The sequence below is a fragment of the Stenotrophomonas rhizophila genome, assembly GCF_003651185.1.
GTDB classification, from domain to species: domain Bacteria; phylum Pseudomonadota; class Gammaproteobacteria; order Xanthomonadales; family Xanthomonadaceae; genus Stenotrophomonas; species Stenotrophomonas maltophilia_Z.
The window spans coordinates 946,591-961,745 of record NZ_RCDC01000004.1 but is presented as its reverse complement, the minus strand read 5'-3'; the positions used below and the strand labels follow the sequence as shown (position 1 = coordinate 961,745).

Below are 15,155 nucleotides of genomic sequence, written 5' to 3'. Positions count from 1 at the left end.
CCTTCGGCGCGCCCCCCTGACTCAGGGGGGCTCTGCTCCAGAGGGATGGGCGGGGGGCCGGTAACGGCATTGCATGAGAAACACACGGCTCCGCTTCGGCGGGGCCGTTTTCGTTTCCGTTCGTGCCGGCCCGCGACCGGCACGAACGGTTATGCTCTTGCCGGCATACCCCACCCGGATTCACCGATGAGCGACACCCCCCGTATCGCCTTCCTGGCCAGTTCCACCGAAGCGGCGCAGCTCGCCCTGGCACAGATGCGGGCCCGCTACGGCGACTACGCGCCCGAGCAGGCCGAGGTGCTGTGCCCGTTGGGCGGTGATGGCTTCCTGCTGCAGACCCTGCATCGCTACGGCGCGCTGGATCGGCCCGTGTTCGGCATGAAGCTGGGCACGGTCGGGTTCCTGATGAACCAGTTCCGTGATGACGATCTGCCCGCGCGCCTGGCGGCCGCCGAGCCGGCCAACCTGCGGCCGCTGGAGATGCTGGCCCTGACCGAGTCCGGCACCACCACCGGGTCGCTGGCCTACAACGACGTCTCGCTGCTGCGCCAGACCCGCCAGGCCGCGCATATCGGCATCGACCTCAACGGCCAGGAACGCGTGGCCGAGCTGATCGGCGACGGGGTGCTGGTCGCCACGCCTGCCGGCAGCACGGCGTACAACTATTCCGCGCATGGCCCGATCCTTCCGCTGGGCTCGCACACGATCGCGCTGACCCCGTTGGCGCCGTACCGTCCGCGCCGCTGGCGCGGGGCGATCCTCAAGGCCGACACCGAAGTGCGGTTCCGCGTTCTCGACCCCTACAAGCGCCCGGTCAGCGTCACCGCCGATTCGCATGAAACCCGCGATGTGGTGGAAGTGACCATCCGTGAATCGCGCGAACGCCGCGTCACCATGCTGTTCGACCCGGAGCACAATCTGGAAGACCGGATCCTGAGCGAGCAGTTCATGTTCTGACGGCGCACGGCCGTGGCGGCCATGCTCTGTGGGAGAATGGCTGGCCGGCCGCTGCGGCCGCATTGGATTGCTGATTGCCATGGGCGACAACACCCCCCGTTTGCTGACCGTTGCCGTGACGTCGCGGGCCCTGTTCGATCTGGAAGAGGGGCACGCGCTGTTCGAGGCCGAAGGCGTCGATGCCTACGCCGAGTACCAGCGCAAGCACGAAGATGATGTGCTGCGCCCCGGCGTGGCCTTCCCGGTGGTGCGCAAGCTGCTCGCGCTCAACCAGGGCCAGTCACCGGAACAGCCGCGGGTGGAAGTGATCCTGCTGTCGCGCAACTCGGCCGATACCGGCCTGCGCATCTTCAATTCGATCCAGCACTACGACCTGGGCATCATCCGCGCGACCTTCACCGCGGGCGAGCCGACCTGGCCGTATGTGAAGCCGTTCGGCACCGATCTGTTCCTGTCGGCCAACCCCGAATCGGTGCGGCGCGCGCTGCTGCACGGGATCGCTGCCGCGACCATCCTGCCCAAGCCGCCGGGCGAGACCATCGCCGCGGCCGAACAGGTCGATCTGGGCCGTCCGCTGGGCCAGCTGCGCATCGCCTTCGATGGTGATGCGGTGATCTTTGGCGATGAGAGCGAACGCATCTCGCGCGAGCAGGGCGTGGAAGCCTTCGGCCGCCATGAGCGTGAGAACGCCCGTGAGCCGCTCAGCGGTGGCCCCTTCCGCAACTTCCTCTCGGCGCTGCATACGCTGCAGGCCGTGTTCCCCTCGGGCGAAGATGCGCCGATCCGCACTGCGCTGGTGACGGCGCGCTCGGCGCCGGCGCACGAGCGGGTGATCCGCACGCTGCGCGAGTGGGGCGTGCGTCTGGACGAAGCGCTGTTCCTCGGCGGCCGCCACAAGGGCCCATTCCTGGAAGCCTTCGGCGCGGACATCTTCTTCGACGATTCGCAGCACAACATCGACAGCGCGCTGCAGCACCAGAGCGTGGCCGCCGGGCACGTGCCGCACGGGGTGGCCAACGACGGTTGATGCGCCACGGGGGTGCGTGGGATCCGTGTACCGACCCACGGTCGGTACCTACGGGATCGGCAGGACCGACGGCGCAGTGGTGTCAGGATTGAGCGGCAGGCGGATGTCGACCAGCCGCCAGCGCAGCCCCGAGCGCTGCAGGATGAAGACCACCGGCGCGCCCTGCGGCGTGTAGGTGGTGGCGGTGAACCGCGACAGCGACTCGAATCGGTGAGTGGCGCCCTTCAGGGGCCGCGCCGGCCGTGGCGCCGCATAGGCGTCATTGCTGGGGCTGTCCAGATCGTTGCTGGCGCGCTTCCACAGGGTGTGGCCCTCCAGCAGCGCACCGATGCCGGTGGGGGTGACCAGCGCGTCTACGGCGGTCGCGCTGAGCCGGTCGCCGGCCGAGAGCAGCAACGCGCCAAACAGGCTGGACTGCATGTCCGGACCCGCGCGGCGGACCACGTAATCGCTCAGCTGGGCGCGCAGGTTGGCGCGCAGCATCGGAAAATCCACGTAACGGTCGAGTTTGGCGGTATCGCGCTGTTCGATCGCGCGGCTGAGGCCATGCACGGTCACGTAGGGGCCGCTGAACACGATGCCGGCCAGCACCAGCAGCACGGTGACCAGCAACCAGAGCAGCTTCTTCATCGGGTCTGCCTTGTCGTCATGGTGCCCAGCTTGACCCAGCGGGTGTCAGTGCACGTGAAGCTCAGAACTCCAGGTCCAGCGCCGCGCACAGGTAATCCACGAAGGGGGCCAGCGTGACCAGGTCGGCCGCGATGGTCTGGCGCAGGCGCGGGCCGGTCATCGTGGCGTCGTCCAGCGAGCGCCAGAACACCCAGTTGCGGTGCTTGAGATCGTCGATGAATTCGAACTCCGGCTCGAACCCGCGCGGGGCGCGGACCAGCTTCTCGCTTTCCTCGAAATCGAACGTCTTGCGCAGCACCGGCGAATGCGCGGCGGCCTTCCAGCTGCCGGGGTTGTCGACGATGAAGTGCCGCACCTTGCGCTGGGTGGCCGGCTCGGGATGCCACAGCCCCGCGCCGACGAAGCTCTCGCCCGGCTGCAGGTGGATATAGAACGACGGCGCTGGAACCTGCTTGCGGCGCTCATGGAACAGGCGCGCGCCCTGCCAGCTCTTGTAGGGCGACTTGTCGTTGGAGAAGCGCGCATCGCGGTAGATGCGGAACAACGAGCCACCCACGGTGCGCGGGTCGGCGCGGAAGTGCTCGCTGACCGCGGCCAGGTCCGGCTGCAGATCGGTGATCAGGCGCAGGAACGGCTGGCGGACGTGCGCTTCGTACGTCGGCTTGTGCTCGTTGAACCAGGTCTTGTCGTTGTTGCGGGCCAGGCCACGCAGGAACGTGAAGGTCGCCGGGCTGAAATAGGTGCTCATAGGCTGCTCTGCAGGTGGGTGCCCCAGTCGCGCAGCTGCTGCAGCAGGGCGAGCTTGCCGGCGTCGTTGGCATGCTCTGCGGCCAGTGCATCCAGCTGCGCGGTGAACTGCGGCAGGGTCTGTTCGCCCAGCGATGCATCGCCGAGCAGGCGCTGGCGACGATAGTCGTTCCAGCGTGAGCGCTCGGTAGTGTCCAGGGTGTCCAGGTAGTTGCGGGCGCGGTACCGGAACAGCAGCTCGGGCATGCGCGGATCCCGCAGGCGCTCGGCGAAGCTGGCCAGTTCGGCCGGCGGGCTGGTGCGGATGCGGGCCATCAGGGATTTGTCGCCGTCGGCCAGGAAGCCGTCATACAGCGACGCATCGACATCGCTTGGCGCCAGGGTGCGCTCGCCGGAGTACACCTGGCGGACCTTCTCGGCCAGTGCGGGACCGATCTGGCGCAGCCGCTCGGCCTTGGCTTCGATTGCGGCCGGGTCGATACCCAGGCGCGCATGGTCGGCCGGGCGAAGATGGTTCCAGGCGACCAGCGCCGGGACCTTGTTGAGGTGCACCTCCTTGAGCGGCACGCGCTGCTCGCCCTCGGCCATGTCGGCGGCGCGGGTGTACAGGCGTGCGGCGATGGTTTCCGGCGGCAGATCGAGCAGCGGCTCGATATCGCCGTCCAGATCGAGCGCGATGATGCGGTTGTTGATGAAGGGATGGCGCGCCAGTGGCAGTACCGGTGCGGCGCACATGCGTTGGGCGGGGTAGCGCATCGAGATGTGCAGCACCGGCTGCATTGCATCCACATCCAGCAGGCTACCCACGAAGCGCTTGTCGCGCAGCTTCAGCGCGTAGTCCCACAGCCGTGGCTGGGCCTGCTTGAACAGCTTCGCCAGGCCGATTGTCGCGTACACATCGGACAGCGCTTCATGCGCATCGCCCTGACGGACGTTGTTGGCCGTGGCCAGGTGCTCGAGCTTGAACGAGGTGGCGCCGTCTTCGCGCTGCGGCCAGACAATCCCGTCCGGGCGCAGCGCATGCAGCAGCCGCATCATGTCCAGCAGATCCCAGCGCGAATTGCCGTTGCGCCACTCGCGCTCGTAGGGGTCGTAGAAGTTGCGGAACAGCCCGTGGCGGACGAATTCATCGTCGAAGCGCAGCGTGTTGTAACCCAGCGAGCAGGTGCCCGGCTGCGCCATCAGGTCGTTGATCCGCGCGAACGCCTCGGCCTCGGTGACGCCGGCGCTCAGTGCGTGCTGCGGGGTGATACCGGTGATCAGGGTGGCGACCGGGGAGGGCAGCAGATCATCGGCCGGTTTGACGTAGAAGCTGACCGGTTCTTCGATGATGTTGAGATCGGCATCGGTGCGGATACCGGCGAACTGCGCGATGCGCGTGCGGCGCGGGTCCTGACCGAAGGTTTCCAGGTCATAGAACAGGAAGCTGTCGGCCATCAGTGCGCACCCTCCAGGACGGGCAGTTGTTCGTGGACCAGCCGCTCCAGTGCGGCCCAGTCGATATGCGCCAGGCTGTCGTGCCCGGCAGTAGCTTGCTCCAGCATGCGCCGCTGCAGCTCGGTGCGCGCCATCGCAACGGCGTACGGGGTCCGCAGGAAGGTGACCATCGTGTAATGCGGCACGAAGCGGGTCGGCCAGCGCGCCTGCAGCGCCTGTTCCAGTTCGCGCTGCAGCAGGAACTGCGGATCGGCCACGCGGTCGCGCATCTCCAGGTAGTTCTCCAGCGCCATCTGCTGGATCGCCTCGGCATTCGGCTTGCGGTCCGCTTCGAATGCAGCGAAGGCCTCGCCCAGCGAATCCTGCTCCAGCAGATGCGCGGCCAGGGCGATGCAATCCTCGAAGGCGCAGTTCATGCCTTGGCCGTGGAACGGCACCATTGCGTGCGCGGCATCGCCGATCAGCACCGCGCGGCCCTTCATGTGCCAGTGCTTGAGATGCAGCGTGCCGAGCAGGCCCGGCGGATGCTGCTCCCAGTCGCGGCGCAGGTTCGGGATAAGCGCCAGCGCATCGGGGAAGTCGCGCGCGAACAGCGCCTCGGCCTCGGCTCCGCTGTTGGTGGTGGCAAAGCTCGGATCGCCCTCGTTGGGCAGGAACAGCGTGACCGTGAACGTGCCTTCGTCGTTCGGCAACGCGATGCACATGTAGTGCCCGCGCGGCCAGATATGCAGTGCGTTGGCCTCGATCCGGAACCCACCATCGTCGGTCGGCGGGATCTCCAGCTCCTTGTAGGAGTGATCCAGGAAGTCGATGCGCTCGTCCAGCGGCTGCTTGCGGTTCATCGCCGCGCGCAGCGCCGAACCGGCACCGTCGGCCCCGATCAGGGTATCGAAGCGGATATCGTGCGGCTGGTCGTCGCGGTCATCGATGAAGCGTGCGTAGCCCGCATCGAAGTCCACCGTATGCAGGCGCCGGTGGAAGTGCACGGTGGCACCGGCATCCTCGGCCAGCTGCAGCAACGTGGTGTTGAGGTCCTTGCGATGGATCGACCAGATCACCTCGCTGTCGTCCCGCCCGTAGCGCTGCAGCTGCAGTTCGCCCTCGCGCGGGTGAATCATGCGCCCACGCATCATCACCGCCTTGGCCATGACCGCGTTTTCGACCCCGGCCTGGCGCAGCGCATGCCGGCCACGTTCGGCGAGCGCCAGATTGATCGAACGACCGGACTCGTAATCGCTCACGCGCGGATCGCCGCGGCGCTCATACAAGGTGATCTGCCAGCCCTGGCGGGACAGCAGGATGGCCAGCAATGAACCGGCCAGGCCAGCGCCGATGATGCTCAGCGAGCGGGAGGGGGTAGCGATCAAGGCGATGTCCGTGGGGGCGGGGAGGGCGGTCGGGTCAGAGACCGGCCCAGGCTTCCACTTCCTCGACGAAGTGGTGCAGGTCGAGGTAGCGGTTGTACAGCGGTGTCGGCGAGATGCGGATCACGTCGGGCTCGCGCCAGTCGCCGAGCATGCCCACGGTCTGCAGGTACTCGAACAGGCTGCGGCCGCGCTCGCGGCCACCGGCCACACGCAGCGAGAGCTGGCAGCCTCGGCGCTCCGGCTCGGAAGGCGTCAGCACCTCCAGCACACCGGACAGGCGCGCACGCACCAGCGCATCCAGCATCCCGGTCAGGCGCAGCGATTTGGTCCGCAGCGCATCGATGCCACCGGCTTTGTCGACGACATCAAGGGCAGCGCGCAGCGGGGCCAGACCCAGCACCGGCGGATTGCTGAGCTGCCAGCCTTCGGCACCGACCGCGGGCACGAACTGCGGCGCCATCTTGAAGCGGGTGGCTTCTTCATGGCCCCACCAGCCGGCGAAGCGCGGCAGCGTGGCATCGCGGTGATGGCGTTCGTGCACGAAGCAGCCGGCCACGGCGCCCGGGCCGGCGTTGAGGTACTTGTAATGGCACCACACGGCGAAATCCGGCGCGATATCGTGCAGCTGCAGCGGCACATTGCCGACCGAATGCGCCAGATCGAAACCGACGCGGGCGCCCTGCAGACGCGCCATGCGGGTGATGGCGTCCAGATCGAACACCTGGCCACTGCGGTACTGCACGCCGGGCCACAGCACCAGCGCCAGGCGCGGCCCGTGTTCGGTGATCGCGCGTTCGATCGCCTGCAGCGAGATCGTGCCGTTGGGCTCATCGGGCTGCACCTCGATCAGATCGGTATCGGGGTTGAAGCCATGGAAGCGGATCTGCGATTCCACTGCATGCCGATCCGTCGGGAAGGCGCCGGCCTCCATGAGGATGACGGGGCGCTCGGCGGTGGGCCGGTAGAAGCTGACCATCATCAGGTGCAGGTTGACGCTGAGGGTGTTCATCGCCACGACTTCGCTGGGCAGGGCGCCCACCACGCGAGCGAGCTGTTCGCTCACCAGGCGGTGGTAGTGCAGCCACTGGGTGTCGCCGGTGAAGTGGCCTTCGACGGCCAGCGAGGCCCATTTATCCATGACTTCCTGGACGGCGGCACGTGCGCCGCGCGGCTGCAGACCCAGCGAGTTGCCGACGAAGTAGGTCTGGTCGCGGTGGTTGTGCTGGGGGAAGACGAATTCGTTGCGCAGGGCGCGCAGCGGGTCGGCGGCGTCCAGGGCAACGGCATGGGTGCGGCTGAGGAGTTCGGACATGGTGCAACCGGCGGTGTCAGTGAGCCGACAGTTTATCCGGGTGGTGGGGGTGTGGGCTGAATCTGGCTTGCGGTGCTGTTTTGGCGTGGGCTGGTGGTTGGCGCTCTAGCTGGAGGCCGGAGCCAACGCCAACGCCAAAGCCAAAGCCAAAGCCAAAGCCAATGCGTACGGGGTGACGTTCCAGTGTACGGGCCGGTGTGGGTGGGTCTGCTGGACCCGCCGCAAGTACGTCCGTGTAGGCTCGTAGTGCGGCATCCATGCCGCACACGGTCCTGCAGACCCACCCACACCGACCCGCTGACAATTGGTCGGTGCGTACGGGAAAAGGCGGGCGCCTGCGCCTTGGACTGTTCACTGGTGCAGTTTGAGCGCGGAGGCCGGGTGAGCCAACAGCGGTGGACGATGCATCCACTTGCCGACGCTTGGCACTGTCCGCCGTGATCGGACACAACGGTATTGCTCGCTCACCCAATTTGCCGGTCTTCGCTCAACTTTCGGAGCTGGTCCAGACTTAATCGCAGTCGCAGTCGCAGTCGCAGTCGCAGTCGTTCATGCCTGCGCCGAGGTTGGCGGCGCTGGGACCAGCGCAGCTTGGTTTTGCTTGTGAGGCTGCGGCGCAGTATCAGCAGAAGCAGTCACGGCAGCAGAAGCAGCAGAAGCAGCAGAAGCAGCAGAAGCAGCAGGAGCAGCAGCAGAAGCAGCAGAAGCAGCAGAAGCAGCAGAAGCAGCAGAAGCAGCAGAGGCCGCGCTAGCTCCAGCGTTGCTCTTTTCCATGCGCACCGCGAAGTGTGGATGGGTCGGTGGGGGTGGGTTTCCGGGACCGTGTGCGGCATGGATGCCGCACTACGAGCCTACATGGACGTACTTGCGGCGGGTCCAGGAAACCCGCCCCCGCCGGCCCACTCCCAGTCCACTCAACGGGTGGCTTTCAAGCTTTCAAGCTTCCGAGCTTCCAAGCTATCACCCCTCAACAGCGACCTTCGCAGGCAACGGATCCACGTGTCCGCACGCATCGCACGTGCGCAACTCCAGCGAAGAGTGATAGCGATCGAACACCTTCGGCAGATCCGTCTCGATGTTCTCCAGTGCGAAAAACTCCTCGTACAACTTGTGATTGCACCGCTCGCAGAACCACATCAACCCATCGCGCTCATGCGCCAGCCGCTTGCGCTCCACCACCAGGCCCACACCGCCCGGCGGGCGGCGCGGCGAATGTGGCACACCGCCCGGCAACAGGAAGATCTCGCCCGCGCGGATCGGAATGTCGCGCACCGCGCCATCCTCCTGCACCTTCAGCGTCATCTCCCCTTCAAGCTGATAGAACCACTCCGGGCCCTCGTCGTAATGGAAATCCGTGCGGCTGTTCGGGCCGCCGACCACCATCACGATGAAATCGCCGTTCTCGATCATCTTGTTGCCGACCGGCGGCTTCAACAGATGCCGGTGTTCTTCGATCCAGCCGAGCAGATTGATGGGCGAGGCAAGCATGGGCGATGTCCGTAAAAGGAAGAATCAGTCGCGCCGACCGTGGCGCGGCACGTAGGACAGCGCCTTCTCGTAGGCCGGCTGCAGGTCTTCCGGTGCGCCCACGTCGATGCCCATCTCGCGCACCCGGCCATCCTTCAGGCTGTATACCCAGCCGTGCACCATCAGCTTCTGGCCGCGTGCCCACGCGTCCTGCACGATAGTCGAGCGGCAGGCGTTGACCACCTGCTCGATCACGTTCAACTCGCACAGGCGCGCATGCTTCAGCGCAGGATCCTCGATCGCGTCCATGATGGCCGAGTGTTTCTGCGCCACATCGCCGACATGGCGCAGCCAGTTGTCGGCCAGGCCCACGCGCGTGTTGTTCAAGCTGGCGTGCACGCCGCCGCAGCCGTAATGGCCCACGATCAGGATGTGCTTCACCTTCAGCTGATCCACGGCGTACTGGATCACGCTCAGGCAGTTCAGATCCGTATGCACCACGACGTTGGCCACGTTGCGGTGCACGAACACCTCACCCGGCGCCATGCCGATGATCTGGTTGGCCGGCACGCGCGAATCGGAACAGCCGATCCACAGGTATTCCGGGTGCTGCTGCTTGGCCAGCTGGTGGAAGAACTCCGGGTCTTCTTTCTCGATCCGGTCCGCCCATTCGCGGTTGTTCTGCAGCAGCTTGTGGATGTCTTTCATCGTGCGGGGTCCCTGACGTCGGGTGGGGGCAAGGCGCGGCCAGGGTGGCCGCGTCGTCGCAGGAGTGGGGAAGGTCAGTCGGCGGCAGGGCCGCCCTCGCGGCGCCAGCGCATCCACTGCGCCAGCTCGCGTGATGCCGGGGCGTCCAGTGCCGACAGCGCATCGATCACGCTGGACTGGTTGGCCTCGGGGTGGTTCTGGCTGAGCTTGAGTTTGATCTGCACCTTGGCCGGGCGGAAGCGGAAACCGACGATGCCGGCGAGCATGCGCTGTTGGCGCGGCTCGATCGGCAGCAGGTCCCAGTCACCGCCGACCTGTGCTTCATAGTGCGCGCTCAGGCCGTCCAGCATGGCGATCAATGTGTCCGGATCGGTGGTCGGTTCCAGCACCCCGCGCAGTTCCGCAGCGGCGTAGTTCCAGGTCGGGACGCGTGCCTGTGCTTCCTTGTCCGGGTACCACCCCGGCGATACATACGCATGCGGGCCGTGCACCAGCATCAACGCGGGGCCTGCATGGCCCGCCTGCGGGTTGGGCTTGGCCCAGTGGCCTTCGATCAGGATGCCGTCAGCATCGCGCCGGTACAGCACCGGCATCCGCGTGGCCTGCGGCAGGCCGTCGGCCCCGGTCGTGACGAGGGTGACGAACGCATCGCGCGCCAGCAGCCGGTCCAGCCAGATCAGGTCGGTCTCGACGAAGGCGGACGGGATGAACATCGTCGGTTACGCGCGGGCGCCCAGGCTCTGGACCATGCGGCCGTGCAATGCGTCATCGCTGTCGGCCTGTGGCGGCTGCACTTCATGCAGCGAGAAGCCGCGCACCAGGGCGTCTTCTTCATCCAGACCGTCGTAGGCGACGAACTCGGCGTCGAACAGCTGCGAGCGCGCGGTGTCTTCGCTGTCATAGCTCAGCGTGTTGCCGTCGCTGTCCAGCACTTCGGCGGTGCCGGCCGGGCGCACGCGCAGGCGGGCCCAGATCAGGGTGTTGCCCAGGCTGGCCAGGAACCACTCGTCGTGGTGGGAGGTGTCGTCGTTCATGTGATTACCATCGAAAGCAGCCAGAGCAGGGCAGCCATGCCCAGTCCAGCAAGCAGCGTAAGCAGGGAAAGCCAGGCCGGCGCGGCCAGGCCGGTCAGCGAGCGGTCGGTGCTCTGGCGATAGTCGCGCCCGAGCAGCCAGCGCAGCGCATCCGGGCGCAGAAATGCGCCCGTGCCGAAACGATCCGCCAGCGCCGGGTGGCGGTCGCGGATGTGGACCAGGGTCAGCGGCCAGAAGATCACGAAGGCACTGAACCCGGCGATCGCCACGCCGACGAAACACAGCGCGAAGAACAGGGTCATGGTTCAGTGCCTCCGTAGGTCGATCAGAATTCGGCGCTGCCCGGTGCGCGCGGGTAGGGGATCGCATCGCGGATGTTGCTCAGCCCGCAGACGTAGACCACCAGGCGCTCGAAGCCCAGGCCGAAGCCGGCGTGCGGCACCGAACCGTAGCGGCGGAAATCGCGGTACCAGCCGTAGTGCGCCGGATCCAGGCCGAACTGCGCCATGCGCGCATCCAGCACATCCAGGCGCTCTTCACGCTGGCTGCCGCCGATGATCTCGCCGATGCCCGGGGCCAGCACGTCCATCGCCGCAACGGTCTTGCCGTCGTCGTTCAGGCGCATGTAGAACGCCTTGATGTGCTCGGGGTAGTTGGTCACCACCACCGGGCGGCCGATGTGTTCTTCGGTCAGCCAGCGCTCGTGCTCGGTCTGCAGGTCCAGGCCCCATTCGACCGGGAAGTCGAACTTCTTGCCCGAGTTCTGCAGCAGCTTCACCGCTTCGGTGTAGTCGATCTGCTCGAACGGGGCGTTGATGAAGCCTTCCAGCTTGGTGATCGCGTTCTTGTCCACCCGCTCGGCCAGGAAGGCCAGGTCATCGCCACGCTCATCGAGCACCGCGCGGAACAGGTACTTCAGGAACTGCTCGGCCAGGCGCGCGTCTTCGGCCAGATCGGCGAAGGCGATTTCCGGCTCGATCATCCAGAACTCGGCCAGATGGCGGGTGGTGTTGGAGTTCTCGGCACGGAAGGTCGGGCCGAAGGTGTAGACCTTGCTCAGCGCCAGGCAGTAGGCCTCGACGTTCAGCTGGCCGGACACGGTCAGGAAGGTTTCCTTGCCGAAGAAATCGCGGCTGAAATCCACCTCGCCCTTTTCGTTGCGCGGCAGGTTGGCCATGTCCAGGGTCGAGACCCGGAACATCTGGCCGGCACCTTCGGCATCGGACGTGGTCACGATCGGGGTGCTGATCCAGTTGAAGCCATTCTGGTGGAAGAACCGGTGCACGGCCTGGGCCAGGCAGTTGCGGATGCGGGTGACCGCACCGAACAGGTTCGTGCGCGGGCGCAGGTGCGCCACTTCCCGCAGGAACTCCGGGCTCATCGGCTTGGGCTGGATCGGGTAGGTCAGCGGGTCTTCGACCAGGCCCACGATCTCGATGTCGCTGGCCTGGATCTCGAAGGACTGGCCCTTGCCCTGGGATTTGACCAGGGTGCCGCGGGCGATCACCGAGCAGCCCGGGGTCAGGCTCTTGATGTCGTCGAAATTGGCCAGGGTGTCATTGGCCACCACCTGGATGGGGGCGAAGCAGGAGCCATCGGTGACATTGACGAAGGCAAGCGCCGCAGAGCCGCGCACCGTGCGGACCCATCCGCGTACTGTTGCCTCGCCGCCTTCCGGGATCTTCCCGGCAAGCGCATGTTCAACGCTGACCACCGTCATGACTTGAATCCTCTGTTGATCGACTCGATCTCTGAACACGGAGTTTAACGGGTGCGGTGTTCGGCTTGCGAGGCATTTCTCGCGTCCCCCGGGGCTGCGCGCCGTGTGAACCGCAGCTGCGGCCGCCGAGGCCGGGCCGCGCCATACCCTCTATAATGATCACGATCCGCTGGAGTTGCCTGTCATGGCCGTAAGCCTTACCCCTGTTGCCTTTGCCCGTGTGCAGAAGTTCGTCGAGCAGACCCCCGGTGCGCTGGGCCTGCGTTTCGGCGTGACCCGCACCGGCTGTTCCGGCTGGGGGCACATCACCGATCTGGCCCGCGATGAGCGCGAAGGCGACACCGTTTTCGAGCAGGACGGGGTCCGCATCTATGTGGATGCCACCAGCCTGGAGCTGGTGGACGGCACCGAGATCGACTTCGGCAAGCACGGGCTGAGCGAGACCTTCACGTTCAGGAACCCGAACGCGACCGCGGAATGCGGCTGCGGCGAGAGTTTCACGACCGAGGCCGACAAGGCCTGATCGCCCGCGCGCCGGGCCTGTTCAGCCCGCCCGGCTTGCCTGAAACCCCTTCTGCTGCCACAATGCGCGGCTTCCTGCCTGATTCCGGGCAGGACCCTTGCCCCACCGCGTTCACCTGCGGGGGGCTGTCCGGCCCTCAAAGGGCCACATCCGAAAGGTAAAAACACATGAGTCGTCATTACGAAGTCGTGTTCCTGGTCCATCCGGACCAGAGCGAACAGGTCCCGGCCATGATCGAGCGCTACAAGGCGCTGGTCGAGAACGGCAACGGCACCATCCATCGTCTGGAAGATTGGGGCCGTCGTCAGCTGGCTTACCCGATCCAGAACCTGGTGAAGGCCCACTACGTCATGCTCAACATTGAGTGCGACCAGGCCGTGCTGAGCGAGCTGGTGGAAAGCTTCCGCTTCAACGACGCCGTGCTGCGCAACCTCGTCATCAAGCGTGACGAAGCTGACACCGAGCAGTCGCTGATCATGAAGAGCAAGGACGAGAAGGGTGACAAGCCCGAGCGTGGCGAGCGTCGTCGTCGTGATGACGAAGAAGGTGAAACCACCCCCGCCGCCGCTGACACCGATGCCGGCGAAGACGCCGCTTCGGCCGCTTAAGGAGCACTGACATGTCCAAGTTCTTCCGTCGTCGCAAGTTCTGCAAGTTCACGGCCGAAGGTGTCAAGGAGATCGATTACAAGGATCTCAACACCCTGCGCCAGTACCTCACCGAGAACGGCAAGATCGTGCCGAGCCGCGTGACCGGTACCAAGTCGAAGTACCAGCGCCAGCTGGCAACGGCCGTCAAGCGCGCCCGTTTCCTGGCCCTGATCCCGTACACCGACAACCACGACGTCTGATGAAGGCTGGCGACTTCGAGTCGCCGCTTTCGCGGATCCGGCCGCCCGCGCTGTAAAGCGTCGGGCGGTTTAAGGATTCGCCGTTCGGATATTCGGACAGCCATCCGCTGCGGGGCCTGAGCCTCGCTAACGAATACATATTTGGAGCTACACCATGAAGCTGATTCTTCTTCAGAAGGTCACCAACCTCGGCGGTCTGGGCGATCTGGTCGACGTGAAGCCGGGCTACGGCCGCAACTTCCTCGTCCCGACCGGCAAGGCCGTTCCGGCCACCGCGACCAACGTGGCTGAGTTCGAAGCCAAGCGCGCTGATTACGAAGCCAAGGCCCAGTCGATCCACGCTGACGCCGAAGCCCGCAAGGCGAAGCTGGAAGGCAAGAGCGTCACGATCGCTGCGAACGCGTCGACCGAAGGCAAGTTGTACGGTTCGGTTGGCCCGCGCGATATCGCCGAAGCCTTCACCGCTGTCGGCCTGCCGCTGGAAAAGAGCGAAGTGATCCTGGGCGAAGGCGCGTTCCGCAACGTGGGCGAGTACGAGGTGACTGTTCACCTGCACGCCGACGTGGAAACCACCGTCAAGGTGGTTGTGGAAGCCGAAAAGGCCTGATCCCTGCCGAAAGGCGGGAGTCACTGAAACGGGCGCCCGCGAGGGTGCCCGTTTTTGTTTGTGGCAACGGCAGCGGCAGCGGCTGGGCGCCTTGATGACATCGGTGGGAGTGCGCCGGGTAGCCTGGGCCGGGACCCGCCGTAAACCCATCCATGGGGGCTCGTAATGCGCCATCCATGGCGCATTACGGTCCCGGCCCAGGCTACCCGGCACCCTCCAGCCAAATGTCCGGTCCGGGCGGTTGGAAGAGCTGGCGTCCGCCGGCTGTGGCGGGCGGTACCCAAGCCGGCATGTTGGTGGTCCAGCTCTCAGGTAGATCCACGCCATGCGTGGATGTTCTTGCTTCCCCGTCCCCCAGCCACGCATGGCGTGGCTCTCCCGCGCCGTTCCGACGCACAGACGATGGCGGCTCAGCTCGATTTGAGTCATTCCGCTCGGGTCAGGCCAGGCCAGGTCAATCCAAGGCTGCCATGCCTTGGCTCTCAGCCTGCACACCAGCCATGTGTCTACGGGATGGCGTGGGTGGGGTGGCGGGACCATAAGGCGCCATGGATGGCGCCTTATGAGCCCCCATGGACGGGTTCACGGCGGGTCCCGCGACCCCCCCCACGCCGTCCCGCCACGCACCAACCTGAAATGCCGCTTCTGCTCTGGCTCTGGCTACGGCTGCACGGCCACGGCCACGGCCACGGCCAACACCAACCCCCGCAGCCCGCTGAACACCCGCCCCGTTATACTCAGGCTATCGCGTCGCCCCCGGGGCCATTGA

18 protein-coding genes are annotated in these 15,155 nt (G+C 66.0%); 7 read left to right on the top strand and 11 right to left on the bottom strand.

What is annotated here, in order from left to right; genetic code table 11:
• Positions 1–186: 186 nt before the first annotated feature.
• Positions 187–957: an NAD kinase gene (locus tag BCL79_RS04365; protein ID WP_121037882.1), complete on the top strand. Its 771-nt coding sequence runs from the start codon at positions 187–189 to the stop codon at positions 955–957.
• Between the two features lie 79 nt (positions 958–1,036).
• Complete coding sequence (locus tag BCL79_RS04360; RefSeq protein ID WP_088434636.1) at positions 1,037–1,984, top strand: 5'-nucleotidase; 948 nt, start codon at positions 1,037–1,039, stop codon at positions 1,982–1,984.
• Between the two features lie 48 nt (positions 1,985–2,032).
• Here the strand turns inward: BCL79_RS04360 and BCL79_RS04355 are convergent, their stop codons facing one another.
• The 5 genes from BCL79_RS04355 to kynU form a co-directional block, all read right to left on the bottom strand.
• The gene (locus BCL79_RS04355) at positions 2,033–2,614 is read right to left on the bottom strand and encodes a DUF2939 domain-containing protein (protein ID WP_121037879.1); all 582 of its coding nucleotides are present in this window, start codon (positions 2,612–2,614) and stop codon (positions 2,033–2,035) included.
• A gap of 61 nt (positions 2,615–2,675) precedes the next feature.
• Positions 2,676–3,362, bottom strand: a complete 687-nt coding sequence (locus BCL79_RS04350; RefSeq protein ID WP_121037876.1) for a DUF2461 domain-containing protein — start codon at positions 3,360–3,362, stop codon at positions 2,676–2,678.
• Positions 3,359–4,798, bottom strand: a complete 1,440-nt coding sequence (sbcB, locus tag BCL79_RS04345; protein ID WP_121037873.1) for an exodeoxyribonuclease I — start codon at positions 4,796–4,798, stop codon at positions 3,359–3,361. Before sbcB ends, BCL79_RS04350 begins: the two co-directional genes overlap by 4 nt.
• The gene (locus BCL79_RS04340; protein WP_183073672.1) at positions 4,798–6,165 is read right to left on the bottom strand and encodes an FAD-dependent oxidoreductase; all 1,368 of its coding nucleotides are present in this window, start codon (positions 6,163–6,165) and stop codon (positions 4,798–4,800) included. The genes sbcB and BCL79_RS04340 overlap by 1 nt, the downstream gene beginning before the upstream one ends.
• A 34-nt stretch (positions 6,166–6,199) precedes the next feature.
• The gene (gene kynU, locus BCL79_RS04335; RefSeq protein WP_121037867.1) at positions 6,200–7,477 is read right to left on the bottom strand and encodes a kynureninase; all 1,278 of its coding nucleotides are present in this window, start codon (positions 7,475–7,477) and stop codon (positions 6,200–6,202) included.
• Positions 7,478–8,028: 551 nt separating this feature from the next.
• On the opposite strand from kynU, the gene BCL79_RS04330 reads away from it, so the two are divergent.
• Positions 8,029–8,229: a hypothetical protein gene (locus BCL79_RS04330; RefSeq protein ID WP_147433858.1), complete on the top strand. Its 201-nt coding sequence runs from the start codon at positions 8,029–8,031 to the stop codon at positions 8,227–8,229.
• Between the two features lie 208 nt (positions 8,230–8,437).
• On the opposite strand, the gene BCL79_RS04325 is transcribed toward BCL79_RS04330, so the two are convergent.
• From BCL79_RS04325 to asnS, 6 genes are all read right to left on the bottom strand, one after another.
• The gene (locus tag BCL79_RS04325; protein ID WP_121037860.1) at positions 8,438–8,965 is read right to left on the bottom strand and encodes a 3-hydroxyanthranilate 3,4-dioxygenase; all 528 of its coding nucleotides are present in this window, start codon (positions 8,963–8,965) and stop codon (positions 8,438–8,440) included.
• A gap of 24 nt (positions 8,966–8,989) precedes the next feature.
• A complete protein-coding gene (gene can, locus BCL79_RS04320) occupies positions 8,990–9,652 on the bottom strand; it encodes a carbonate dehydratase (protein ID WP_121037857.1) in 663 nt (220 codons plus the stop codon).
• 74 nt (positions 9,653–9,726) lie between these two features.
• Positions 9,727–10,365 (bottom strand): FMN-binding negative transcriptional regulator, encoded by a 639-nt coding sequence (locus BCL79_RS04315; RefSeq protein WP_121037854.1) that lies wholly within the window; start codon positions 10,363–10,365, stop codon positions 9,727–9,729.
• A 6-nt stretch (positions 10,366–10,371) separates the two neighbouring features.
• Positions 10,372–10,686, bottom strand: a complete 315-nt coding sequence (locus BCL79_RS04310) for a hypothetical protein (protein WP_121037851.1) — start codon at positions 10,684–10,686, stop codon at positions 10,372–10,374.
• Entirely contained in the window at positions 10,683–10,988 is a 306-nt protein-coding gene (locus tag BCL79_RS04305; RefSeq protein WP_102787980.1) for a hypothetical protein, read from the bottom strand. The genes BCL79_RS04310 and BCL79_RS04305 overlap by 4 nt, the downstream gene beginning before the upstream one ends.
• A 23-nt stretch (positions 10,989–11,011) precedes the next feature.
• A complete protein-coding gene (gene asnS, locus BCL79_RS04300; protein ID WP_019184350.1) occupies positions 11,012–12,406 on the bottom strand; it encodes an asparagine--tRNA ligase in 1,395 nt (464 codons plus the stop codon).
• A 184-nt stretch (positions 12,407–12,590) separates the two neighbouring features.
• On the opposite strand from asnS, the gene BCL79_RS04295 reads away from it, so the two are divergent.
• From BCL79_RS04295 to rplI, 4 genes are all read left to right on the top strand, one after another.
• Positions 12,591–12,929, top strand: coding sequence for a HesB/IscA family protein (locus BCL79_RS04295; protein WP_019184349.1), 339 nt, complete (start codon positions 12,591–12,593; stop codon positions 12,927–12,929).
• 167 nt (positions 12,930–13,096) lie between these two features.
• The gene (gene rpsF, locus BCL79_RS04290) at positions 13,097–13,537 is read left to right on the top strand and encodes a 30S ribosomal protein S6 (RefSeq protein ID WP_019184348.1); all 441 of its coding nucleotides are present in this window, start codon (positions 13,097–13,099) and stop codon (positions 13,535–13,537) included.
• 11 nt (positions 13,538–13,548) lie between these two features.
• Entirely contained in the window at positions 13,549–13,779 is a 231-nt protein-coding gene (gene rpsR / locus BCL79_RS04285) for a 30S ribosomal protein S18 (RefSeq protein ID WP_002804494.1), read from the top strand.
• Positions 13,780–13,933: 154 nt separating this feature from the next.
• The gene (gene rplI / locus BCL79_RS04280) at positions 13,934–14,386 is read left to right on the top strand and encodes a 50S ribosomal protein L9 (protein ID WP_121037848.1); all 453 of its coding nucleotides are present in this window, start codon (positions 13,934–13,936) and stop codon (positions 14,384–14,386) included.
• Positions 14,387–15,155: the final 769 nt, after the last annotated feature.

What these genes read in the sequence shown, in the direction of transcription:
- BCL79_RS04295 (WP_019184349.1), top strand. Translation starts at nt 12,591, where the DNA reads ATGGCCGTAAGCCTTACCCCTGTTGCCTTTGCCCGTGTGCAGAAGTTC.
- sbcB (WP_121037873.1), bottom strand. Translation starts at nt 4,798, where the DNA reads ATGGCCGACAGCTTCCTGTTCTATGACCTGGAAACCTTCGGTCAGGAC.
- BCL79_RS04355 (WP_121037879.1), bottom strand. Translation starts at nt 2,614, where the DNA reads ATGAAGAAGCTGCTCTGGTTGCTGGTCACCGTGCTGCTGGTGCTGGCC.
- BCL79_RS04325 (WP_121037860.1), bottom strand. Translation starts at nt 8,965, where the DNA reads ATGCTTGCCTCGCCCATCAATCTGCTCGGCTGGATCGAAGAACACCGG.
- BCL79_RS04360 (WP_088434636.1), top strand. Translation starts at nt 1,037, where the DNA reads ATGGGCGACAACACCCCCCGTTTGCTGACCGTTGCCGTGACGTCGCGG.
- rpsR (WP_002804494.1), top strand. Translation starts at nt 13,549, where the DNA reads ATGTCCAAGTTCTTCCGTCGTCGCAAGTTCTGCAAGTTCACGGCCGAA.
- asnS (WP_019184350.1), bottom strand. Translation starts at nt 12,406, where the DNA reads ATGACGGTGGTCAGCGTTGAACATGCGCTTGCCGGGAAGATCCCGGAA.
- BCL79_RS04365 (WP_121037882.1), top strand. Translation starts at nt 187, where the DNA reads ATGAGCGACACCCCCCGTATCGCCTTCCTGGCCAGTTCCACCGAAGCG.
- can (WP_121037857.1), bottom strand. Translation starts at nt 9,652, where the DNA reads ATGAAAGACATCCACAAGCTGCTGCAGAACAACCGCGAATGGGCGGAC.
- BCL79_RS04330 (WP_147433858.1), top strand. Translation starts at nt 8,029, where the DNA reads ATGCCTGCGCCGAGGTTGGCGGCGCTGGGACCAGCGCAGCTTGGTTTT.
- rpsF (WP_019184348.1), top strand. Translation starts at nt 13,097, where the DNA reads ATGAGTCGTCATTACGAAGTCGTGTTCCTGGTCCATCCGGACCAGAGC.
- kynU (WP_121037867.1), bottom strand. Translation starts at nt 7,477, where the DNA reads ATGTCCGAACTCCTCAGCCGCACCCATGCCGTTGCCCTGGACGCCGCC.
- rplI (WP_121037848.1), top strand. Translation starts at nt 13,934, where the DNA reads ATGAAGCTGATTCTTCTTCAGAAGGTCACCAACCTCGGCGGTCTGGGC.
- BCL79_RS04305 (WP_102787980.1), bottom strand. Translation starts at nt 10,988, where the DNA reads ATGACCCTGTTCTTCGCGCTGTGTTTCGTCGGCGTGGCGATCGCCGGG.
- BCL79_RS04315 (WP_121037854.1), bottom strand. Translation starts at nt 10,365, where the DNA reads ATGTTCATCCCGTCCGCCTTCGTCGAGACCGACCTGATCTGGCTGGAC.
- BCL79_RS04350 (WP_121037876.1), bottom strand. Translation starts at nt 3,362, where the DNA reads ATGAGCACCTATTTCAGCCCGGCGACCTTCACGTTCCTGCGTGGCCTG.
- BCL79_RS04310 (WP_121037851.1), bottom strand. Translation starts at nt 10,686, where the DNA reads ATGAACGACGACACCTCCCACCACGACGAGTGGTTCCTGGCCAGCCTG.